Annotated in this window: 18 protein-coding genes and 3 pseudogenes; 7 read left to right on the top strand and 14 right to left on the bottom strand. The window is 59.4% G+C overall.

What is annotated here, in order from left to right; all coding sequences use genetic code 11:
• Positions 1-51 precede the first annotated feature (51 nt).
• Together JZY08_RS27040 and JZY08_RS27035 are read right to left on the bottom strand one after the other, a co-directional pair.
• Positions 52-3,027, bottom strand: coding sequence for a Tn3 family transposase (locus JZY08_RS27040; RefSeq protein ID WP_216333635.1), 2,976 nt, complete (start codon positions 3,025-3,027; stop codon positions 52-54).
• A gap of 40 nt (positions 3,028-3,067) precedes the next feature.
• A complete protein-coding gene (locus JZY08_RS27035; RefSeq protein WP_001138082.1) occupies positions 3,068-5,953 on the bottom strand; it encodes a Tn3 family transposase in 2,886 nt (961 codons plus the stop codon).
• A gap of 125 nt (positions 5,954-6,078) precedes the next feature.
• On the opposite strand from JZY08_RS27035, the gene JZY08_RS27030 reads away from it, so the two are divergent.
• The 5 genes and pseudogenes from JZY08_RS27030 to JZY08_RS27010 all read left to right on the top strand — a co-directional run.
• Positions 6,079-6,693, top strand: coding sequence for a recombinase family protein (locus tag JZY08_RS27030; protein ID WP_000904906.1), 615 nt, complete (start codon positions 6,079-6,081; stop codon positions 6,691-6,693).
• A gap of 65 nt (positions 6,694-6,758) precedes the next feature.
• Positions 6,759-7,562 carry an aminoglycoside O-phosphotransferase APH(3'')-Ib gene (gene aph(3'')-Ib / locus JZY08_RS27025; RefSeq protein WP_001082319.1) on the top strand — a complete coding sequence of 268 codons (804 nt, stop codon included), beginning with the start codon at positions 6,759-6,761 and terminating at the stop codon, positions 7,560-7,562.
• Positions 7,562-8,398: an aminoglycoside O-phosphotransferase APH(6)-Id gene (locus JZY08_RS27020; protein ID WP_000480968.1), complete on the top strand. Its 837-nt coding sequence runs from the start codon at positions 7,562-7,564 to the stop codon at positions 8,396-8,398. The genes aph(3'')-Ib and JZY08_RS27020 overlap by 1 nt, the downstream gene beginning before the upstream one ends.
• Positions 8,399-8,657: 259 nt before the next feature.
• Entirely contained in the window at positions 8,658-9,251 is a 594-nt protein-coding gene (locus JZY08_RS27015; protein ID WP_160788063.1) for a recombinase family protein, read from the top strand.
• A gap of 33 nt (positions 9,252-9,284) precedes the next feature.
• Positions 9,285-9,551 (top strand): annotated as a pseudogene (locus JZY08_RS27010) (ATP-binding protein); the annotation flags it as partial.
• A gap of 215 nt (positions 9,552-9,766) precedes the next feature.
• Here JZY08_RS27010 and JZY08_RS27720 read toward each other — a convergent pair.
• A pseudogene (locus tag JZY08_RS27720) lies at positions 9,767-9,901 on the bottom strand (helix-turn-helix domain-containing protein); the annotation flags it as partial.
• Positions 9,902-9,928: 27 nt separating this feature from the next.
• Complete coding sequence (locus tag JZY08_RS27005; protein ID WP_216333532.1) at positions 9,929-12,901, bottom strand: Tn3 family transposase; 2,973 nt, start codon at positions 12,899-12,901, stop codon at positions 9,929-9,931.
• 41 nt (positions 12,902-12,942) lie between these two features.
• On the opposite strand from JZY08_RS27005, the gene JZY08_RS27000 reads away from it, so the two are divergent.
• Positions 12,943-13,671 (top strand): recombinase family protein, encoded by a 729-nt coding sequence (locus tag JZY08_RS27000; RefSeq protein WP_216333531.1) that lies wholly within the window; start codon positions 12,943-12,945, stop codon positions 13,669-13,671.
• Complete coding sequence (locus JZY08_RS26995; RefSeq protein ID WP_216333530.1) at positions 13,668-15,029, top strand: hypothetical protein; 1,362 nt, start codon at positions 13,668-13,670, stop codon at positions 15,027-15,029. The genes JZY08_RS27000 and JZY08_RS26995 overlap by 4 nt, the downstream gene beginning before the upstream one ends.
• Positions 15,030-15,080: 51 nt before the next feature.
• Here JZY08_RS26995 and JZY08_RS26990 read toward each other — a convergent pair.
• The 10 genes and pseudogenes from JZY08_RS26990 to JZY08_RS26950 form a co-directional block, all read right to left on the bottom strand.
• Positions 15,081-15,272: pseudogene (locus JZY08_RS26990) on the bottom strand (transcriptional regulator); the annotation flags it as partial.
• Entirely contained in the window at positions 15,265-15,639 is a 375-nt protein-coding gene (locus JZY08_RS26985; RefSeq protein ID WP_216333634.1) for a type II toxin-antitoxin system RelE/ParE family toxin, read from the bottom strand. The pseudogene JZY08_RS26990 and the gene JZY08_RS26985, both read right to left, overlap by 8 nt.
• Positions 15,640-15,691: 52 nt before the next feature.
• Entirely contained in the window at positions 15,692-16,018 is a 327-nt protein-coding gene (locus JZY08_RS26980; RefSeq protein WP_216333633.1) for a stability/partitioning determinant, read from the bottom strand.
• Positions 16,015-16,686 carry a ParA family protein gene (locus JZY08_RS26975; protein ID WP_216333632.1) on the bottom strand — a complete coding sequence of 224 codons (672 nt, stop codon included), beginning with the start codon at positions 16,684-16,686 and terminating at the stop codon, positions 16,015-16,017. Before JZY08_RS26975 ends, JZY08_RS26980 begins: the two co-directional genes overlap by 4 nt.
• Before the next feature lie 281 nt (positions 16,687-16,967).
• Positions 16,968-17,678, bottom strand: coding sequence for a helix-turn-helix domain-containing protein (locus JZY08_RS26970; RefSeq protein ID WP_216333630.1), 711 nt, complete (start codon positions 17,676-17,678; stop codon positions 16,968-16,970).
• A gap of 193 nt (positions 17,679-17,871) precedes the next feature.
• Positions 17,872-18,078, bottom strand: coding sequence for a hypothetical protein (locus JZY08_RS26965; RefSeq protein ID WP_216333628.1), 207 nt, complete (start codon positions 18,076-18,078; stop codon positions 17,872-17,874).
• Between the two features lie 289 nt (positions 18,079-18,367).
• A complete protein-coding gene (locus tag JZY08_RS27715; RefSeq protein ID WP_253204196.1) occupies positions 18,368-19,546 on the bottom strand; it encodes a hypothetical protein in 1,179 nt (392 codons plus the stop codon).
• A gap of 432 nt (positions 19,547-19,978) precedes the next feature.
• Positions 19,979-20,434, bottom strand: a complete 456-nt coding sequence (locus JZY08_RS27710; RefSeq protein ID WP_253204195.1) for a ParB N-terminal domain-containing protein — start codon at positions 20,432-20,434, stop codon at positions 19,979-19,981.
• A 58-nt stretch (positions 20,435-20,492) separates the two neighbouring features.
• A complete protein-coding gene (locus tag JZY08_RS26955; protein ID WP_137136510.1) occupies positions 20,493-21,068 on the bottom strand; it encodes a hypothetical protein in 576 nt (191 codons plus the stop codon).
• Positions 21,065-21,271, bottom strand: a complete 207-nt coding sequence (locus tag JZY08_RS26950) for a hypothetical protein (protein ID WP_216333626.1) — start codon at positions 21,269-21,271, stop codon at positions 21,065-21,067. Before JZY08_RS26950 ends, JZY08_RS26955 begins: the two co-directional genes overlap by 4 nt.
• Positions 21,272-21,625: the final 354 nt, after the last annotated feature.

Below are 21,625 nucleotides of genomic sequence, written 5' to 3'. Positions count from 1 at the left end.
AGAACAAGGTCTGTTGAAAATCCTGCGCTAAGCTCGAACGGACCCTGAACATCACGCGGCGCGGAGGATTTTTCTGGCAAGTCGCAAGGGCCTGAAGCCTTCGGACATCTGCTGCTCGGTGTCCCATGAATAGATGCCGGTGAGATTTATGTGCTCCCAACTGAGGGGCGAGACGTGTTTCAGCAACTCGTCGGGGATATTTCGGCCTTGCTGGCGCAGATGAGCCGTTGCCCGGCTGAGGTAGACGGTGTTCCAATGGACGATGGCGCTGACCACCAGGTTGAGACCGGAAGCTCGGAAGGCCTGGCTGTCAAAGGAGCGATCACGGATCTCGCCGCGCTCATGGAAAAAGACGGCGCGTTTGAGCTTGTGAGCGGCCTCGCCCTTGTTGAGCCCGGCCTGGCAACGCCGACGCAGTGCCGGGCTGGAATACCACTCGATCATGAACAGGGTGCGCTCGATACGGCCGAGTTCGCGCAACGCTTTGGCGAGATCGCTGGATTTCGACGATGCGGAGAACTTCTTGAGGATCGCCGACGGCGCGACGGTGCGCGTCGTGATCGACGCGGCAAGGCGCAGGAGTTCGTCCCAATGGTCCATGATGAGGGCGGTGTTGATCGGCACGCCGATATGATTTGCCAGCGCCGGATAGATATCGGCCTTCTCGAAGGTGTGCAGTTTCCGGTCCTTGATATTGCGAAGGCGCGGCGCGAAGCGCTTGCCGATCAGGCAGAACAGCGCAAAAACATGATCGCTGGCGCCGCCGGTATCGGTGAACAGCTCTTCGATCTCCAGAACCGTGTCGTGGTCGAACAGGCCGTCGAGCACATAGACGGCCTCGCTTTCGGTCGGGCTGATCGGCAGGATGCTGTAATAGCCGTATTGGTCGGAAAGCCCGCTGTAGAACTTCGAGCCCGGCTCGCTGCCATAATGCAGGTTGATGTCGCTGCGCCTTGCGGCCCGGTCACTGGCGCGGAAGAATTGCCCATCGGATGAGGCTGTCGTTCCGTCGCCCCAAATTTGCGCATGCGGATGGCGGGTATGGGCATCGGTGACGCAGGCCTGCGCGGCCCGATAGGTTTCGGAGCGGGCATGGAAGCTGCGCATCCAGCCGATCTGGTGGGCGCTGATCCCCTTCGACGCCCCAGCCATGCGTTTCGGGCCGAGATTCGTGCCATCGGCAAGCACGCCGGCCAGCATGGCGGCGATGTTTTGCGGCGCATCTCCCGTCCGGACATGAGTGAACTGGTCGGCAAACCCGGTCCACTCATGCACTTCCCGCAGGAGATCGGGCACCTCGACCAGAGGATACATCTCCGTGATTTCGGCATTGATGGCTTCCGCCGCGGCGGGAGCATCGCTGGTATGCGGCGTCACGATCAGCGTGCCGTTTTCCATCCTGACGCCATCGAGCTTGCCGAAACGGGCGCGCCAGGCCAGCCGTTTGAGGTTGACGTCCATCATCTCCCGGACGTCCGCGAGCCAGGCAGCGCAGTCGGTCTGGACACCGAGGCCAAGCTGATCTTGCCCCCTCAGGGCGACAAAGGTTGGCTTCGGCATGAGATCTTCGTCTATCGGCCGGAATGACCGGCTGCCCTCGACCCACACATCGCGCGAATGCAGCCGGTCCCGTAAATGAGCGAAGGTGGCGATTTCATAAAGCCGCCGATCCGGCTTGCCATCCTCGAAGACCAGTTTCCTTTCGTTCGCACCCAGATGGCCGACCGGCACGCGATCCGGCAGAACACGGCGTCCCTCCACATAAAGCATTTTCAGGGTCGCGACCGCCGCAAGCAGCGGATCGTGCCGACGGCGCGAGCGGAACGTGAATGCCTGAAGGAAAGCGCCGGCAAACTTGCGGATGTTTCCATGTTGCTCGGCCGCCAGCACCAGCGGCGAAGCGTTGGCGCTCTCCACCATCGCCTCGAGACCGGGCTTGATCTGCAGCAGCCGATGCCAGCCGACTTGCCGGTTTACCGTCTCGATCGCATCTTCATCGGCATCATTGGCGGCCTGCAAGGCAACGATCGTGTCGAGGAACAGTCGCAGCGCCTTGGACGTTTCCATGCGGGCGTTCATGTGACGCTGCTTTCTCCGGTTGTTCGCCTGGGAGAACAGCCGGCCCATCAGCTTGATGAACATGGTCATTGCATCGTCGGTGAGCTTCTGGCCGAGCTTGATAATCTGCACCACGATCGTCGCACGCCGGCGGCTGGCGCCAAATTCGCCGGCGAGCCAGGCCGGTGCTGCATCACCTTCCCGGACCATCTGGTCCCATCGTCCGGAGGGGATGCGGGCCTGTAAGCGTGGATCGATCCCGAGCGAACGCAGGAACATGATACGCTCCGTCAAACCGACCAAATTCCCCGCTCCCGGTGCATCGGGCGCGGAACGCAGCCAGTGAAAGCGCGTCTGACCTATTGCAGGATCAACGTCCAGCAGGGCATCGAGGGCTTCGAGCTTGTCCGGATCGAGATCCGAGATCAGCGCGGCCTCGGCACGGCGGCGGGCGATTGCGCGCGCTGCCAACCCCATGCGCTCGATCATGGTCACCACCGGCAGCAGAACCCGGCGCTCCCGATACATGGTGATGATTGCGTTTGCGATCACCGCTCCCTTGTCGGTCGTTGAAGCTGTTTCGATAGCTGCCAGGAGCGCCGCGCGTCGATCCTCGCCTGTCGGGCTTCTCATTTCGAGATAGCCCAACAGGCGCGCGACGTGGTTCATGCGTGTTTCTTCGCGGCGAGCATACAATTCGAATGACGCCGGGTCGGCTCCGACTTGCTCAGCAACATGGTTGAGCATCGGCATGGGAAGGGCTTCGTTGGCAATAAGCGCACGGCCGGGATAACGCATCAGGCAGAGCTGCAGCGCAAATCCCAGCCGGTTATGCTCGCGACGGCGAACCTCGATTTCGAGTCGATCTGCCGGGGACAGGGAATAATGACGGATCAGACTGTCTTCGTCAGTTGGAATACCGACAAGCTCTTGTCGATCATGAGGCTTGAGAAGCGTCCGCCGGGCCACCGTTCTTGGGGTCGTTTGCGGGAGGGGGCGGAATCCTACGCTAAGGCTTTGGCCAGCGATATTCTCCGGTGAGATTGATGTGTTCCCATCCGAGCGGCGAAACATGGGCCAAGAGATCGGGCGATAGCAGCTTTCCATCGCGTTTCTGGTTTGCAACGACCTCGCCGAGCTTCATGGTGTTCCAGAAGATGATGATGGCGGCGAGCAGATTCATGCCGGCGATGCGGTAATGCTGGCCTTCGGCGGAACGGTCGCGGATTTCACCGCGGCGGTGGAAGCTGATTGCCCGCTTCAGCGCATGATGAGCTTCGCCTTTGTTGAGCCCGATCTGGGCACGCCGTTGGAGTTCGGCATCCAGAATCCAGTCGATCATGAACAGGGTGCGCTCGACGCGACCGACTTCCCGCAGGGCTGTCGCGAGCTCGTTCTGCCGCGGATAGGAGGCGAGTTTCCGCAGAATCTGGCTTGGCGCGACGGTCCCGGCAGCAATGGTGGCGGCGATGCGCAGGATGTCGGGCCAATTGCGCTCGATCATGGCTTGGTTGACCTTTCCGCCGATCAACGCTCGCAGGTGCGCCGGGGCGGCCGACGGATTGAACGCGTAGAGCCGTTTGGATGGCAGGTCGCGGATGCGCGGAGCGAACCGGTAGCCGAGAATGGCACATGCGGCAAAGACGTGATCGGTGAAGCCGCCCGTGTCGGTGAACTGCTCGCGGATATGGCGTCCAGCATCGTTCATCAGCAGGCCATCGAGGATGTAAGGCGCTTCGCTTGCCGTTGCAGGAATCACCTGGGTTGCGAACGGCGCATATTGGTCGGAGACGTGGCTATAGGCTTTCAGGCCCGGGGTATTGCCATATTTCGCGTTGACCAGGTTCATGGCCTCACCTTGCTCTGTAGCGACGAAGAACTGTCCGTCGCTCGAAGCCGACGTGCCCATGCCCCAGAACCGGGCCATGGGTAACGCTGCCTGTGCCTCGACCACCATGGCCAGCGCCCGGTCATAGGCTTCGCCCTCGACATGCCACCGTCCAATGCGGATCAATTCCCAGAAGGTGTGGGTGTTTGTCGCATCCGCCATTTTGCGCAAGCCGAGGTTGATCCCTTCCGCCAAGATAACGTTCATTAGCCCGATCCGGTCAGCGCAGGGTGCTCCTGTGCGCAGATGGGTGAACGCTTCGGTGAAGCCGGTCGCCGCATCCACCTCCAGCAGGAGATCGGTGATGCGCGTGGGCGGGATCTGCTTGTAGAGATCGAGCACCAGATCTTCGGCGCCTGTCGGCGCGGCGGCTTCGAGTTTCTCGATATGCAGAACGCCGTTTTCAATCGACCCGCCCGGGATCGTGCCTGCGCGAGCGGCACGGCCAAGCTCGCGCAACCGCATGTCGAGGCGAGCTTGCCGGTCTGCCAGCCATTCCTCCGGCCGCAATGGCACAGCGAGACGACCGCCTTCCGCGATGGATTGTGCCGGAACGAGTGCGTGTTTCAGATCGCCATAGCGCCGGGACCTAGTAAGCCAGACATCTCCGGAGCGGAACGCATCGCGCAGATGGAACAGCACCGCGATCTCCCATAGGCGAGCGTCGCCAGCCCTCTGGGCCCGAAGGTGGCGATGCCATTTCGAGCTGGGCCGCAAGAAGCTGGTCATCGCGGCATCGTTCAAACCGGTACGAAGGGCCGTCACCGCTTCCAGAAGCGGCAGTGCAACGGGCGCAGCTCGCAGATCGAGCAGGCGCAACATGCGTGGAGCGTATCGGCGGAAGCGGTGATAACCGTCGAGCACATGATTGAGCGGATCGTCGGCCATGGTGGCGGTCAGCCTGGTTGCCATTGCAACAAGGGTTTTTAAGCCGTCCCACCCTGACCCACTCGCGATGACATCGCCCAGCGGCTGGCCATCATCCTGTGCATCGACCAGGGCGCCCCCGATCTCGGCGAAGGATTTCAGGGTGTCACGCACCACCCCCGCTTCGTCTGCGACCTTTGCATGGCAAATACGCTCCGAAGCACGGTAGAGACGGCCGACGATCCGGTCGTGGGTTTCGACCACTGCGTCGGCCAACATCGCCTGCCATTCCGAGACGCAAACAGCCAAGATCGCAAGCCGCCTGTCCTCCGGGAGATCGCGCATGCCGTCGGCATAATACCGTTCACCCTGCCTGCGCAGACGAGTCACCCGATGGGCAGGAACGCCGGCAAGCAGATCCTCGGGGAGATCGATGCGTTGCAGATATTCGAGCCGGTCGAGCAGCCGGTTGGCCGACGAAGAGTTCGAGCCAGGCTCGAACTGGCGCAGCCACACAAAACGGGTCACCCGATCATCAGCCGTCTCCTCGAGCAATGCCAGCAACTGTTCTCGGATCGACATAGGCAGCCGACTGGCGATCCTCGTCTCGATGCGTCGCTCGGCATCGACGAGAGCCGCGGCACAAAGCCGCTCGATCGTGGATGTCGCGGGAAGGACAGTGCGGGTGCGTCGGCACTCGGCTACGAAGCGACGGGCGATATCCTCGTTCGACACCGCCATCTCGGCTTCTCGGAACAACCATTCCTTCAGCTCGCTCGCACCACGTCCGGAGAAGGTGCGGAAGCCGTAGAGCCCCCGTAACTCGGCAAGATGCTCGTGCCGTGTTTCCTCGCGGGCAGCATAGTCTACGAGATCGTCGGCACCCAGGCCAAGCTGCGCTCCGATAAATTCGATGACCTCTGCAGGGATCAGTTCGCCTGGAGCCAGCACCCGGCCGGGATAGCGCAGGACACACAATTGCAGGGCGAAGCCGAACCTGTTGTGAGCGCGCCGACGCAGCCTGATATGCCCAAGGTCTTCATCACTCAGCGTATAGTGCTTGAGCAAATCCGTCTGTGAAGTCGGCAAGCGCAACAGCGCGTCTTTCTGCCGATCGGTTAGAGTGACGCGACGCGGCATACATGTTCCTTTTTCAAAATCTGATAGCGTTCAAGACGCTTTATTTATGAAGCTGGTTGAGATACATTTCCAGAGGTCAATGCAATCGTGGCCGAAGCGCCGCCTCAAACCAACGTTTGTGATACATGCTGATCGGATATGCCCGCGTCTCCAAAGCCGATGGCTCGCAGTCTCTCGACCTGCAGCACGACGCCTTGCGCGCCGCAGGTGTCGAACGGGACAATATCTATGATGATCTTGCTTCCGGCGGTCGTGATGATCGCCCTGGCTTGACTGCCTGCCTCAAGTCATTGCGTGACGGCGATGTGCTGGTGGTCTGGAAGCTCGATCGCCTCGGACGATCGCTTGCCCATCTGGTCAACACGGTGAAGGAGCTGTCAGACCGCAAGATCGGCCTGCGGGTTCTGACTGGAAAGGGCGCTCAGATCGACACCACGACTGCGTCCGGTCGCATGGTGTTCGGAATCTTCGCCACCTTGGCCGAGTTCGAGCGGGATCTGATCCGAGAGCGCACCATGGCGGGTCTCGCCTCCGCGAGAGCGCGCGGTCGCAAGGGCGGACGAAAATTCGCGCTCACCAAAGCTCAGGTGCGTCTCGCGCAAGCCGCCATGGCCCAGCGCGATACTTCAGTTTCCGATCTCTGCAAGGAACTCGGCATCGAGCGCGTCACTCTCTACCGATATGTCGGTCCCAAAGGCGAGCTCAGAGACCATGGAAAGCATGTTCTCGGACTTACGTAGCAACTCGTTTCTTTTCGCAGGTTGAGCCACCTCCGCGCTTCATCAGAAAACTGAAGGAACCTCCATTGAATCGAACTAATATTTTTTTTGGTGAATCGCATTCTGACTGGTTGCCTGTCAGAGGCGGAGAATCTGGTGATTTTGTTTTTCGACGTGGTGACGGGCATGCCTTCGCGAAAATCGCACCTGCTTCCCGCCGCGGTGAGCTCGCTGGAGAGCGTGACCGCCTCATTTGGCTCAAAGGTCGAGGTGTGGCTTGCCCCGAGGTGATCAACTGGCAGGAGGAACAGGAGGGTGCATGCTTGGTGATAACGGCAATTCCGGGAGTACCGGCGGCTGATCTGTCTGGAGCGGATTTGCTCAAAGCGTGGCCGTCAATGGGGCAGCAACTTGGCGCTGTTCACAGCCTATCGGTTGATCAATGTCCGTTTGAGCGCAGGCTGTCGCGAATGTTCGGACGCGCCGTTGATGTGGTGTCCCGCAATGCCGTCAATCCCGACTTCTTACCGGACGAGGACAAGAGTACGCCGCAGCTCGATCTTTTGGCTCGTGTCGAACGAGAGCTACCGGTGCGGCTCGACCAAGAGCGCACCGATATGGTTGTTTGCCATGGTGATCCCTGCATGCCGAACTTCATGGTGGACCCTAAAACTCTTCAATGCACGGGTCTGATCGACCTTGGGCGGCTCGGAACAGCAGATCGCTATGCCGATTTGGCACTCATGATTGCTAACGCCGAAGAGAACTGGGCAGCGCCAGATGAAGCAGAGCGCGCCTTCGCTGTCCTATTCAATGTATTGGGGATCGAAGCCCCCGACCGCGAACGCCTTGCCTTCTATCTGCGATTGGACCCTCTGACTTGGGGTTGATGTTCATGCCGCCTGTTTTTCCTGCTCATTGGCACGTTTCGCAACCTGTTCTCATTGCGGACACCTTTTCCAGCCTCGTTTGGAAAGTTTCATTGCCAGACGGGACTCCTGCAATCGTCAAGGGATTGAAACCTATAGAAGACATTGCTGATGAACTGCGCGGGGCCGACTATCTGGTATGGCGCAATGGGAGGGGAGCAGTCCGGTTGCTCGGTCGTGAGAACAATCTGATGTTGCTCGAATATGCCGGGGAGCGAATGCTCTCTCACATCGTTGCCGAGCACGGCGACTACCAGGCGACCGAAATTGCAGCGGAACTAATGGCGAAGCTGTATGCCGCATCTGAGGAACCCCTGCCTTCTGCCCTTCTCCCGATCCGGGATCGCTTTGCAGCTTTGTTTCAGCGGGCGCGCGATGATCAAAACGCAGGTTGTCAAACTGACTACGTCCACGCGGCGATTATAGCCGATCAAATGATGAGCAATGCCTCGGAACTGCGTGGGCTACATGGCGATCTGCATCATGAAAACATCATGTTCTCCAGTCGCGGCTGGCTGGTGATAGATCCCGTCGGTCTGGTCGGTGAAGTGGGCTTTGGCGCCGCCAATATGTTCTACGATCCGGCTGACAGAGACGACCTTTGTCTCGATCCTAGACGCATTGCACAGATGGCGGACGCATTCTCTCGTGCGCTGGACGTCGATCCGCGTCGCCTGCTCGACCAGGCGTACGCTTATGGGTGCCTTTCCGCAGCTTGGAACGCGGATGGAGAAGAGGAGCAACGCGATCTAGCTATCGCGGCCGCGATCAAGCAGGTGCGACAGACGTCATACTAGATATCAAGCGACTTCTCCTATCCCCTGGGAACACATCAATCTTACCGGAGAATATCGTTGGCCAAAGCCTTAGCGTAGGATTTCGCCCTCTCCCGCAAACGACCCCTTCTTACTCCTTACAATATGCGCTGGTGGCCAAACCTCTGTCCGGAAACGGACGATTGCGTACAGGGGCAAAACACCCTGTCCACAAATTATCTTGACACATTTATGAACAGAGGCGATATTTTGGACAGCCTATTCGGACAAAATTGCCCTCATGCCACGCACCTTCGCCTATGTCCGCGTCTCCACGACCGGCCAGACGACCGAGAACCAGATTCAGGAAATCGAAGCCGCCGGCTTCCAGGTCGAACCGCGCCGGATCGTCACCGAGACGGTTTCCGGCAGCACCGCCATCGCGCAACGCCGCGGCTTTTCCCAGCTCATGGACAAGCTGGAATCCGGCGATATTCTGATCGTGACAAAACTCGACCGCCTCGGCCGCGATGCGATCGACGTCAGCACCACCGTCAGAACACTGGCCGAATTGGGCGTGCGCGTCTATTGCCTCGCGCTCGGCGGCGCCGACCTCACCGGCTCGGCCGGCACCATAACCATGAATGTGCTCAATGCCGTCGCCCAATTCGAGCGGGATTTGCTGATCGAGCGGACGCAATCCGGTCTCAAGCGCGCCAAGTCGGAAGGCAAGACCCTCGGCCGACCCTTCACGCTCAGCGATGAACAGAAGCAGGGTGTCCGCAACGATCTCGCGAAGGGCATGAGCGTTTCGGCGATAGCAAGGAAATTCGCGACCAGCCGGCAGACCATTATGCGGGTTCGAGACGAGGGGTCACGGTCCGTTCGACCTTAGCGCAGGATTTTGAACAGACCTTGTTCCGACCCCTATAAGCTGCTGATCATCGATGAGCTGGGCTTCGTGCCACTGTCGAAGACCGGGGCGGAGTTGCTCTTCGAGCTGATCTCGCAACGCTACGAACGCGGCGCCACCTTGATCACCAGCAATCTCCCATTTGACGAATGGACGGAAACCTTGGGCTCCGAGCGTCTGACTGGCGCACTGCTGGATCGCATCACCCACCACGTCAACATCCTCGAGATGAACGGCGACAGCTATCGTCTCGCTCAAAGTCGTGCCCGAAAGGCCGGCTAAACTCCCCTCAAAAAATCGCCGCGCCGGCCTGAGACCACCGCTCGGGCTTAAGCCCTCCCGGCGGTCTCAGGCCGGCACCACAGTGGCCGACTTTTGCTCCGCCCCGTGGCCGGTTTTTACTCCGCCGTTGACAGTCATGAGAAGCCTCGGCTCTCTACAGCCCAATTTAAATAAGAGCGTTCGCCTCCGGGCTTGGTGCGGCTGCCGCCGCACAATCAGGCAATCGCCTGTAAGCCCTTGTTGCGGACAACCGTCAACAAGCGGAGCGCCGGGCCGCTCGGCCTCTTAACACCACGCTCCCAATCCGAAACCAGCCCCTTGCTGACGTTGAGATAGCGGGCAAAAACGGGTAGGTGCAGGATACATGTAAAAACCGGTCACAAGGGAATTTCAAACGGCAGAGGGGCCGGGTTGAGCGGTTCCGGGATATCCTCCATGTCAATTGAGTATTTCCCGAAGCGCCGGATTTTCGCTCGCGCGTAGGGGCTCAGGGAGGCTGCGAGTTCTGGTGTGACAGTCAGACCGTCGGCCGCCATGGAGTTGATGACGTCGGTCAGGTCGGCGACGTTGGACAGCATGATGGCATTGGCGACGAGGCTTGCATACTTGACCTGCTTTTCCTGCTCGACGGGATCGCCGCTCTTGATGACAGGGCCTCCGAAGGTAATCCAGTCGAGAAAGTCGTTGTAGGATTCAATCTTGGTCGTTTCAGCGCGAATGGAACGTCGGACCTGTGGGTCGGAGATATAACGCAACAGAAACAACGTTCTTTCGGCACGGCCGAGTTCTCGGAAGGCCTGGTAGAGCCGGTTTTTGCGGTTGTTTGAGCTGAGTTTTCGCAGCAACATCGAGGGCAGCACCAGACCCGCCTGAATGGAGAGGATCACTTGCATCATGTCCTGCCAGTGCGTTTCGATCAGCCGCCAGTCGATCTCGCGGCCGAAGAGCGCATCGATGTGCTGGTAGGAGACCGATTTATCGGGACGATAGAAGGTCACGTCTGCCCAGTTGCGCATGCGCGGCATCAGCTTGATCCCAAGCATACGTGCCAGCCCGAAGACGGGTTCGCTCTGGCCCTGGGTGTCGGCATGCAGCGTGTCCGGCTGGACGGTAGAGCGGTTTTTCAGGAGGCCATCGAGGATATGGATGGCTTCCCAGACACCGCAGGGAATGAAGGTGGTGAACAGCGCGACGTAATTGTCGGCGATATGGTGGTAGGCGATGCCGCCGTAGGCGCCATAGCGGATATGCTGAGAGCCCAGCAGATTGTTTTCGCGCAGCGGAATGTGAGTGCCATCTGCGATCGCTGCCTGACCGGCGCCCCACAGCTTCGGCAACTCGAAACGATCATAGGCATTGATCAGGTCGGTCATCGCGGCTTCGAGCTTGGCCGTGTCGATATGCTGGGCATTGAGCCGGCGTAGAGTGTCGGCGCTGGCGATGCCGACAGCATGACGAGCGGTCTGGACGGGGCCGAGATTGCAGCCGTAGCCGAACACCGTGAGGATGTAGCGCTGCAGCGCCCTTGCAATTTTCGGGTCGGCTCCCGATGGCGGTCCGAAGTGGCGGGTGAAGGCAGTCCAGCTTGTGCTGTCCTTCAGAATATCGAGCAGGTGCCGCTCGCGTATACGGGCATGGACTTCGGCTTCGAAGATCATCAGCCCTTCCGGCTGGCCGGATGCCTTCTGTTGCTTGAGGTGCGGCACACCGCTCGCATCGATGCTCAACTCCGTATTTTCTGGAAAGCCGGCATCCACAGCGGCGGTGGCTGCCAGCAGTTGTTCCTTCATCCATGCGGCAAATCCCTCGCCGGAACGCGGCAGCCCAAGCTCGGCGCAATAATCGGCTAGGCGTGCCTCACACTCCGTCCAGGACAGGAGCTGGGTGCGGTAATCATTGAAGGTTTCAGCCCCCACGACAAAGAGGTCACCGGCTTGCAGTGCGTCGGCCAGATGTATGAACACACAGACTTCGAGGGCACGCCGGTCCAGTATGACACCCGACTTGCGGCGCTTGATCACAAAGCTCTGCCAGCGCTGCGAGGCGAACGACAGGTCGATATCATAGGCCAGTTCGTCGCGACGGGCGTTCCTGTTATCAATGACGATGCTCAGCGCTTCCAACAGGCTGAGGTCCTGCGTTGTCGATCTGATATCCATGAGGTCGAGCAGCTTGAACAGCAGGGCGCGGACCTTGGCATGGATCGGCCAAAGGAGCGGCAAGTCATTGTTGTGGTGAAAGGCCGAGACCGTTTCGCATTGCTCGGACAGAAGATCGAGGCCGCCACGTTCCGCCAGTACGGCTCTGATCCGACGGCCAACTTCCATATCGGTTTCGCTCAGCCTGGTGTTCTCCAGCATCTGCCCCAATACCGTGATCAGTTTCTCTTCGATCTCCCGGTGCTCGTCCTGCAGGGATTTCAGCTTTTCCCTGGCGGTGTTCTGGGTCTTGCGGACCCGGCGCAACAGCATTTCGATCAACTCGTCGCGGCATTGCGCGCGAGCCTGCTGGATCAGGCATAGAAGCAGAGTATGCCGCTTGCCCGGCCGGCTGATATCGAGAAGATCGCTCACCTCCATGCTACGGGCCTCGGCGGCAAACTGACGGCGCTTGGTATGGGCGATCTCATTGAGGAGAGGATCGGGATCGAGCATGCCGGTCAGCCATCCAAGCCGTTCCGTCCAGAGCTTGATCGTTTCAGGACGGGCCGGGCCCGGGGCATGTTTGAGGCGATTGAAGCCGGTCGTCACAGCACCAGATTCAACGACCAGCAAACCATCCAGCAAGGCAACGTCTTCATCGCCCAGACGTTCCGCGGTCCGGGTGTAGATCTTCGTATGGACTTTCATGCGCAGGTGATTGGCCAGTCGATCGAGTGTGCTGAACGCCGGCAGATCAATCGATGCCTTACCCAGAACCTCGATCGCCAGATTGATCAGGTCGGCCGGATCGCTCATCGTTGAGGCCGCTTCCGTGATCGTGGTTGCCAGCAGCTCCTCGCCCCTGTCGTCATAGGTCACGACATCGAGAAAGGCACGGACCGCCGTTCGATACCGATAGAGTGTCTTTTCGCCGACGTCTTCAACCACACGTATCGGCGGATCGACAAAACCCAGTTGCGCTGCCAAATGGGCAATCGTATCACTATGGAGGTCATCAGGCGCAGGAAAGAAACCGAGAGCCTGGCGCGTCTTCAGCAAAACCGCCAGCGTCAGGCGGCCGGATGCACCGCGTGCCTTGTTCCTGATAAAGACGAGATCGGCTTCGCTCAGACCGTATCTGCGCTCCAGTTCCTCCCGGGTAAGACGCTCACTGAGCCGAGGGTAGGCAGTACGGTCGATCGATGTCATAAAGGTGTCCGGAAAAGGGTTCGCCGAAGGGGTCATGGAAAGTGCCTAAATCAAAGGCTTCGGCCCATAGCGTTTCGCTGTCCAAAAAGGAATACATTAAAGGACGCCGCCGCCCGGCACCCACGCCGCAACAGAACCATGCGGCCCTCTATCTGCGTGTCTCCACGCCCGACCAGAAGCCAGACTTGCAATATGACGGCCTGCGTGCTTACGCCGAGCGCGCCGGTCTCACCATCGTCGGCGAATATTGCGACATCGCGGTTTCCGGCCGCCGCGAAGGGCGCCCCAGGCTCAACGCCCTGATGACCCGCGCGCGCAACCGCGAACTCGATTGTGTCCTGGTCTGGAAGTTCGACCGCTTCGCCCGCTCGACCCGCCATCTCCTGACGGCGCTCGAAGAATTCGACCACCTCGGCGTGCGCTTCATCAGCCTGCAGGACCAGATCGACACCGCAAGTCCCATGGGCCGGGCGATGTTCACCATCATCGGCGCCATGGCCGAGCTGGAATCATCCCTGATCAGCGAACGGGTCACGGCCGGAATGAAAGCGGCCGCCGCTCGCGGAAAACATCTCGGCCGGCCAAGGCTCAGCTCCCGTCTGGTCGAGGAAATCGAGACCCTCGCCACCTCCACCGATCTCAGCATCCGCAAGATCCAAGAGGCTGTCGAGGGCCGGGCCAGCCGAGGTCGCGTCGGAGAGATCGTCAAGCAGGCCCGATCACGCAATAAAAACGACAGGTCAGCCCTGGCGATGGAGGATCATCCATGAACGCGAACAGTTTCAATCTGAACGCCCTCGTCAAATTCCTCGGCCGGGACGATTGGGCGCTCCAGTTCGAGGAGGTGATGGGCGACCACTTTTGGCCCGTCATGGACGAATTCGGATTGGATGACGAAGAGATTTTCGAGCTTCTCGGCAGCCATTGGGCCATGACCCTTTGGGGATGCGCCTTCGAGGATTTTCTCACCCAGGCCTTCGAACCGGACGGTCACACCTTCGTCGATATCTATCTCAAAAGCCGGGGCTTTAAGGAAACTGCCCGCAGCAAGGCCTATCTCAAGGCGATCAGTGCCTCGGTCATCAGTCTCTACGAAGTCAGTGAGATCGTGCCCGGCAAAAGCTTTCTGGCGCGCGATATCCTGCGCGGTGGCGATCCCGTGACGGTCAGCGAAGGAACCGCTACTCAAACCTTGCGGCAATGGGAAAGGATCGCCGCCCGCATCGTCCATGTCGGTGGCACGAACGTCATCACCGGTGGCCTGTTACCCTATTCGCCGGAGGCATCAGAAGCCCTGTTCGAAGGGCTCAAGGGCATGACCGGCAAGAAGCGATCCCGAAAGAAACTGATCCTCGACGACGACACTCTCCGCCTGGCAGCGCCTCTCTTCACCCATGCCTTTCTGTTTGACACCTTGCCCAGGGTGCTCGGCGAGGTTCAGCCGCTCGTCTGTAACAGCGATGGCGACGACATCGTGTTTCATGAGGTGCGCTTTCCCATGGAAACCGGCATCACGGAAAGAGACATCGCCGATCGCTTCGCCGGTATCGCCGACCTGCGCCAGGAAAATCCACTGTTCTGGAACTGGCTCGGTCGCCCGCCCGCCAAGGGAGCCGGTCGGCCCGGTCACCCGGATGCGCTTGTCGCTGGCGTCACCATGGAAGACGGTACGCCCGTCCTTGGCAATTTCGAAATCAAAGGCCGATTTCTCGTCCTGATGGTCAACTCTGCCGAGCGGGCGCAAAGAGGCGGGGAGCTGGTGCAAAATATCCTCGACAAGATGGTGCGCGCGCCGCTCACCAGCATCCAGACCATCGAACAGCTGAAAGCTGCCCAACAGGGGAGAAAGCCATCGAAGGACGATATCCCGCCGGAAGTGGCGACACCGCTCGTTCAGGCCATGCTCGACAAACAATATCGCGCCACACTCGACGAACCCGTCGGCATGCTCGGCGACAAGTCCCCGCGCGCCGCCGCCCGGACAAAGGCCGGTCGCGAAAAGGTCGCCGAATGGCTCAAATATCTCGAAATGCGATCATCGTCCGGGCCTGACCCGCACAACCCCATGGCCACCTACGATTTCTCATGGATATGGAAAGAACTCGGCGTCGAAGACCTTAGACGATAGCCTCCCAAAAACGCTTGTGACCGGTTTTTACACGTATCCTGCACCTACCCGAAAAACGGGCTGCGAAATGCTTTCGCGCTCACGGATAGTCCGAATTTCTTCCGGGGTCAGGGGCTCCACGGTTGTCAAGCAGCCTTCATCAAATTCGCGCATCGTCTTTTTGTCGATCGCTCCGGACTCGTAGAAACCTTCCATCATTTCGTGGACGGCTGCCAATGCCTCACTTTTGTAGGTCTTACTCATCGCATTTCACCTCTAACATACGCCCCGCAGCGATTTCCGCGTCCATCTGCTCATTTGTAAATCCTAGAACCAGCTTCGCGGCCTTTTTCAGATAAGCCTCATCGGCATCATCAAGATTGGCCATGTCGCTCTTGGCAAAGCCAAAGGCAAAAACAGCCCTCTGCTGCGTTCGGAAGAAAACCAACGTCCGGAATCCACCGGACTTTCCCGCACCAGACCGGGCAAGCCTCTGCTTGATGAGACCAGATCCCAGATCGGCATCGATCTGACCGCGTTCGGCGCGCGCAACAGCCTCACAAAGCATGGCGTCGGAGATTTTCTCCTTTCGAGCAAATTTCTGAAACCAGCCGTTTTTGAAAACTCTCACGCCGGTTCCTTACCCACAAATATATAACGCTGAGCGTTACCCTTCAAGAGCTTCATTCCGCCCCTCTTTTGAGAGCTTCAACTGCTCGCTCAATGGTTTCTGCCAGAGTGATCTCGTGCTGATCCGCATAATTGTAAATCGCTTCGATAGTTTCTGCGCGAAGGCGAGTCGCGAATTGCTCTGTACGTCCCGTTTTCCGACGCGTTCTGCGCATGGTCCGAATGGAAGGGGCAGCTTCAAAGCTGGCAGCCTTGGGTGTTTCTCTAAACCCCGCGGCTCTGGTCGCGGCCTTAACGGCATTATTATCAACTGGCGGCGCTGGCGTATTGTCCAGATCCCCGAAATCGAGGGTCGCGCGCTTCTTATCGTCAGTGCTCATGCTCCCTCTCCTCTCAAAGCGTTGATAACAGCCTGGGCAAAATCACGGCTATTTTCCTTGGCACTCTGCAATCCCGAAACGTCGGACGCTTCCAGATCGTGAAGTATTCCACCGAGAGAAAACAGTGCACGGTAAGCGGCGCGGTCGACCAGAGTTGCAGGCAAGACCGGTATTGCCGCGTCGGAAAACTGTCGATCGATGTCGCGAGCGGTCCGCTCGCGAATAGCTGGCGGGACGCGTGTAAAGAACACCCTGTAAGGAATATCGCGGTTGGCGACCTTCCGCATCTGGTGAACCAGCTTTACGGACTTAGCGGCTTCCGATGCATCGAGCACAGAGCTTTGGAGCGGGATTAAAACGAGATCCGAGCGGGCAATCGCAAAACCAATTCGGTCGGTCGCCGTGCCTTCCAGGTCGACGATGACAAAATCAGCATTCGCCCGGGCCTCCTCGATCGTATCGATGATGGTCTCAGCGGAATCATCGATCATAAGCTGCACGGAGTCCGGCGTGCCCTTCAGGCGTGCCCAGGCTTCAAGCGGGCGGTTGGGGTCGGCGTCGATCAGAACCACCTTGCGGCCGGCCGCAGCGAACTCGCCGGCAAGCACGACGGCAGACGTTGTTTTGCCGACCCCGCCTTTGCTCGACACGAATGAAATGACGGGCATAACGCATCTCCAAAGCTGCTAATTAGCTGAAAGCTAGCAGCTTTGTATTTATAAACAATTTACATGCAGCTTACTATAAGACAATAAACAGCTAGAAGCTTACAAGCTGCTAAATTATTTTTGCACCAAATTTTTCCTCCTCTCCTTTTCAAAAGCCATAGGACATTGGCCGCAGGTGCGAAGCTGCGTTGTTTGATGCTACAGGTGCCGAGCCGGCCCGCGCTTATTGCGGGCCGGAACCGTCGCAGGACCTCGCAAGAGGTCCGAACGGCGACGTCCGCTTATTCTTTTCTATTATTTATAGAACTAGATAGGGATTCAGTCTGTCTGACGGACTCACGTAGATTGATTGCCTTTCCAAGGCGAGCAAGCGCCTGGCCCAACGGATTATCACCAACATCGAACAGAGTTCGGGCTTCAATATCGAGCGACACCCTATGCGCTTCGATGTCAGCTGCGCGTTCTGCTTCGGCTTGAACATGATCGTCTGGAAGCGGAGGGGCCATGCCCCAACGTCCAAGGAGCTGCCGCGCCCGATCGGGCAAAGACATACGATAGGCGTTGCTGGTCTGCTTGACCTGTGGCCCGCGTCCCTCGTTGCCTGTCGGCTGATAGCGCCGCAGCCAGTCAAGGAATCCATGGGCGCGCAGGTTCTTCAGTGCCCGCACGATCGCGTCACGCGAGCGCCTGAGCTTCAGCATGAGGGTATCGATCGCCGGCTCCAGCCGACCGGTGCGGAAATCAACTAGATTGGCGAACAGCTCCAGCAGTTCGATCGCAACGCCCCCCAAGGGGCCATTGCGAGCACCAGGTTGCCGGCCTGCCAGTTCATAGCGTCGTGCCGCCAGCACGATCGCGCGCACGTCCTGTCGGTTCGTGCGCCGCCAGAATACGCCTTCGCATCGTCCGCGCGCACGGCTCTGCCGCCGAACGGGTGTACGTTCCCGCTCGGCCGCTGCCCCTGCGAGCACCGCCCCAATCTGTTCAAACATGGTCCTTTCCGCCTCCTTTTTCAGGCGGGCACGACTGTGGACAGCGGACAAAGATTCATCGTTCCGACAAGAGACACCTCTTGCAGGTTCTTGAACACTCGACTATCTTGGGACTTAGATTAGCAGGCCCAAAAGCCGATGTCGTAACTGACCGAAAACCCCTAGCCGTTACCAGCGGCGAGGGGTTTTTTCGTTATGCCCTCATTTCATTTTCGACAAACGCCTTTAAAGCTAATTCAAACACCTGCGCCCGCGACGCCAGCCCGCGTTCTGCCTTGATCTTATCAAGACAGTCCACCAGATCGGTGGGAAGATCAGTACTGACATAGATCCGCCCCGCCTCGCGCAAACGCTGGCGATGGGCTGCCACTTTTTCTCTGACTGGTTTTGCTGCGCTCATCGTTACAGGAAACTCCGATTCGCACTGATTCTGCAAGGTGCAAATCTGCAGTAGCGGCCTTTAGCAGCCGTTCACTCAAAAAGGGAAGGGTGGGGGAGAGCTTGAGAGGCGGGGCGCGGGCGCCTCTCAACTGGTTTGGGCCGGGTCGATCCCGGCTTTAACCAGCTCGCACGACCAATAATTTGCTTATAAACAGATTATAATCTGCTATCTTTTTGCATGCAGAAGCCCGACGCAAGCGCCGGGCTATATTCGTTTGTGAGAACAGCGGGCTAGTTCCGGCCTATGACTACTCAGCAGCCATAGCCTGCTGGTCGTGGTTCCGCTGTTCATCATCAACGGTCGAGCGCAACGGGCCGGGTAGCCACGCTTTTCCGGCAAGGGCTTTTTCCGCCAGCGCCACGGCCTCGGCTTTCGGGGCCTTGGCCGCCGCCTTGATCGCGGCTTTCCCGCAATCGGCCTCCTCCATCACCTCGGCAATCTGCGCCTTGGACAAGCGGGAGAGGAACGGAGCCTGCGCCTCCCAATGGCTGTTCATGTCGAGTTTTAGGACGGCGGCCAGTTGATCGGCGTGGGCGAGGCGGTCCCGGTCGTGATCGTGCTTGGCCTCGACTGCGTTGATATTGGCAGCGGTGACGACGGCCAGCAGTTCCAGAAGCTCATGTGGCGGCTGTTCCAGCAACCATTCCCACAGGTAGCCGGGATCGCCGGGGAGCTTGTAGCCCCATGTCTCGTGAATGCGGGTCCATTCGGTCAACGCCGAGCACGTTTCCGGCTTTTTGATCGACGGTGCCAAATCCTTCAACTGGCCGCTGATCTCGACGACTGCACCAACTCGCCAATAACCGTTCCCGGTCAGGAAAGTTTTCAGGATCAAGGGATAGAGCATGACGGCAAGGGCGAGGTTTGGGCGCGTCACCAGCTCGTTGCGCATGGCGGCGGTGCGGATCGCGGTCAACTCCTCAATGAGCGCGGCGGAATAGGTCATTGCCTGCTTTGCCTCGCCATCGTCATCAACATGACCAGCGGTAAGGCCATGGATGTTCCCGGCGCTGGCGGCTTCGCCGCTCTCTGTGACCTCCTCGGCCTGCTCTGCGGACTGCGGATTACGCAAGCGACGCAGCGCCGCCAAATCGTCAGGCCGGACAAGCCCCTGCTCGATCTGCAGGGTTCCACCATTGCCAATGGTGACGATGCATCCGGCCAGCGCCTTTTCCCCGGCATCGTAGACCTTGGCAGCGCTGCGGATTGCCTCCATGCGGCTTTCAATCTCCGCAAGCTCGGCCTCGTCTGCATCAATTGCCGGATCGCCTTCGGCATAGTCCTCGATGCGGCCCGCAATCTCATCGAAGCGCTCGGCCAAGGTGGAAAGCTCGGACTGCTCGGCCTGCGTCGGAACATTGTCCTTGGGGAAGATGCGAGCGAAACCGCCATTGTATATGGTTGAGGCCTCGAGTCCTGCGTCCACCCATTTCCCCCCCCTTGATTTTGAGGGTATCGGCCTCCTGTCCAAGCTGTGTGGTCGCCAGCGTCACCAGAAGAGCGCGATCCGTCAGGAACGTGGTGTCGGCCTCAGCAAACAGATCGCGCATGGTTGTACCGCCTGCGGCCTCGTAAGCCTCGATCCCGACGAACAGAGCGAGCTTGTCGGTGCTGCGGACATGATCTCGGGTCAGCATGGCGCGAAGCGAGTAGGGGTCACGGTTCCATGATTGTGTTTCGAACCATGCACGATCCTGCGCGGCGTGATCGTCGCTGATCGCCAGCGCTTTGGCCTGATCGATGCGGATTTTATCCTCGCGCAATTCCCCCAGAATTTTAGGGGAGAGATTGGCGAGCTTGAGCCTCTGGCGCACGGTAGCGACGGACTGGCCGAACCGGGCGGCGATGTTTTCCGGGATCATGCCGTCCTCGACAAGCTGGCGATAGGCCAGAATCTCGTCCACGATGTGCATGGCCTCGCGCTGCGTGTTCTCGGCAAGGGAAATCTCGGTGTCGCTGTCGTCACCGGAACGAATGTTGCAGGGAATGAGCGTGCTCTTGTCCAGTCGGCCTTGCGAGACCAGAAGGGTGAGAGCGGCGAGGCGGCGGAACCAGCGACAACCTCATATTTGTTGCCGCGCTTCGCCTTCCGGACGGTGAGGTTCTGGATCAGACCATGCGCCTCGATGCTGTCGGCCAGCTCCCCAACATTGACGGCAGCATTGAAGCGCCGAACGTTGGCAGGGCTTGGAACAAGGCGGGAAAGCGGAATTTCCTTGGCGTCCGATGACAGATAGGTGATGCCGGGGGTGTTATCCTCGGTCTCGGCGGCGACGACTTCAACGACGGTTTCGGATACAGTGATAGCGTTCATGGGAGTGGTCCTCATGTTGATGTTATAGGAAAATGTCAGTGGGGGAGGGGAGCGGCCGTCAGGCGTAGCCGGTCCAGTTGATGGGGCGTCCATCCCAGAGGAAGGCAGTTCGCACATTGTCGATGCGCACGGATTTGGAGCGTCCGTTGACACGGCGACGCATGGGCTTGCCGGTGAAGGCGTCGAGGTGGGGAACGACCTTGCCGGTCATCCACGGCTCATCGCCCTTGTCGGCGGAAATCTGGCTGACGGCGCAAACCTCGACCATGTGAGCGCCGATAATCTTCGTCACCTGATAGAAATCGATATTGGTCTGCTCGTAGCCCCATGAGGCATAGAGAACGTGGCCGACTTCGAAACCGTGGGGCTTCTTGCGCTCGTCGCGGCGTTCCTGTTTCCATTCGGCCCAGCGCCGCCGCCCCTCGAAATGCTCCCTGATCTTGCGTTCGCGGGCCTCCGCGCTGGCAAAGCTGTGATGCCAGTCGGGCTTTGCGGCCTTGCCATGGAAGGCGATGGCGGCTGGCCTGCCCTTGGCGCTGGTGTAGATGTAAACAAGGCCGTCACCCGCCTTGTCTGCGATCTTCACGGAACCTTTCGGGATATAGAAATCGCGGGAGGGGGCGAAACGCATCATTCGGCGTCCTCCCATTCGTCGGCATAGACGGCGGTCGGGCCGATCCCGGCAACCTGACGGGCGCATGTGCCGCCGCAAATGCCATTCTCATAGGCCGGGAAATACCGATCATAGGCGGCATCGAAATCCGGCAGCGCACCGCTGATCCGGGCAAGCTCGCCCGCGAAGCTGAAAAACCATTCCTCGAAAGTAGGTTCGCACATTCCCTTGTCCTTTCTTTCCTTGGACTGCGAAGCAGGACCTCGTCCTGCTTCCCGGGGCCGCGCGAGCGGTGGGATGGAGGGGGAAAATAGCCTTCGCGGGGAACCGGCTGCACGGAGCGACCGCCAAGGCGGGCGCGGAGGAAGCTGGGCGGAAGGCTATTTTGGGGGCGAGAAGGGCAAGGCCCTCGGTTCCCCCATCAGACAAACGAACTCGCGCAATCGCGCGTCATGTCCTGGCAAGCATGCCGGCTGCACGAAGGATCGTCACCGCCTGTCGGCGGAAACCCGGAACGGGGTTCCGTGGAGCCGCGCCGTGGCGGAATAGAGCCTGGCCCGGAGGGGCGTGCCTGTGGA

The organism is Rhizobium sp. X9 (assembly GCF_018873185.1).
GTDB lineage: Bacteria > Pseudomonadota > Alphaproteobacteria > Rhizobiales > Rhizobiaceae > Agrobacterium > Agrobacterium oryzihabitans.
This window is presented reverse-complemented; position numbering and strand designations above follow the sequence as displayed.

What these genes read in the sequence shown, in the direction of transcription:
- JZY08_RS27035 (WP_001138082.1), bottom strand. Translation starts at nt 5,953, where the DNA reads ATGCCGCGTCGCGTCACTCTAACCGATCGGCAGAAAGACGCGCTGTTG.
- JZY08_RS27030 (WP_000904906.1), top strand. Translation starts at nt 6,079, where the DNA reads ATGCTGATCGGATATGCCCGCGTCTCCAAAGCCGATGGCTCGCAGTCT.
- JZY08_RS27020 (WP_000480968.1), top strand. Translation starts at nt 7,562, where the DNA reads ATGTTCATGCCGCCTGTTTTTCCTGCTCATTGGCACGTTTCGCAACCT.
- JZY08_RS27015 (WP_160788063.1), top strand. Translation starts at nt 8,658, where the DNA reads ATGCCACGCACCTTCGCCTATGTCCGCGTCTCCACGACCGGCCAGACG.
- JZY08_RS27005 (WP_216333532.1), bottom strand. Translation starts at nt 12,901, where the DNA reads ATGACATCGATCGACCGTACTGCCTACCCTCGGCTCAGTGAGCGTCTT.
- JZY08_RS26995 (WP_216333530.1), top strand. Translation starts at nt 13,668, where the DNA reads ATGAACGCGAACAGTTTCAATCTGAACGCCCTCGTCAAATTCCTCGGC.
- JZY08_RS26980 (WP_216333633.1), bottom strand. Translation starts at nt 16,018, where the DNA reads ATGAGCACTGACGATAAGAAGCGCGCGACCCTCGATTTCGGGGATCTG.
- JZY08_RS26975 (WP_216333632.1), bottom strand. Translation starts at nt 16,686, where the DNA reads ATGCCCGTCATTTCATTCGTGTCGAGCAAAGGCGGGGTCGGCAAAACA.
- JZY08_RS26970 (WP_216333630.1), bottom strand. Translation starts at nt 17,678, where the DNA reads ATGTTTGAACAGATTGGGGCGGTGCTCGCAGGGGCAGCGGCCGAGCGG.
- JZY08_RS26965 (WP_216333628.1), bottom strand. Translation starts at nt 18,078, where the DNA reads ATGAGCGCAGCAAAACCAGTCAGAGAAAAAGTGGCAGCCCATCGCCAG.
- JZY08_RS27710 (WP_253204195.1), bottom strand. Translation starts at nt 20,434, where the DNA reads ATGAACGCTATCACTGTATCCGAAACCGTCGTTGAAGTCGTCGCCGCC.
- JZY08_RS26955 (WP_137136510.1), bottom strand. Translation starts at nt 21,068, where the DNA reads ATGATGCGTTTCGCCCCCTCCCGCGATTTCTATATCCCGAAAGGTTCC.
- JZY08_RS26950 (WP_216333626.1), bottom strand. Translation starts at nt 21,271, where the DNA reads ATGTGCGAACCTACTTTCGAGGAATGGTTTTTCAGCTTCGCGGGCGAG.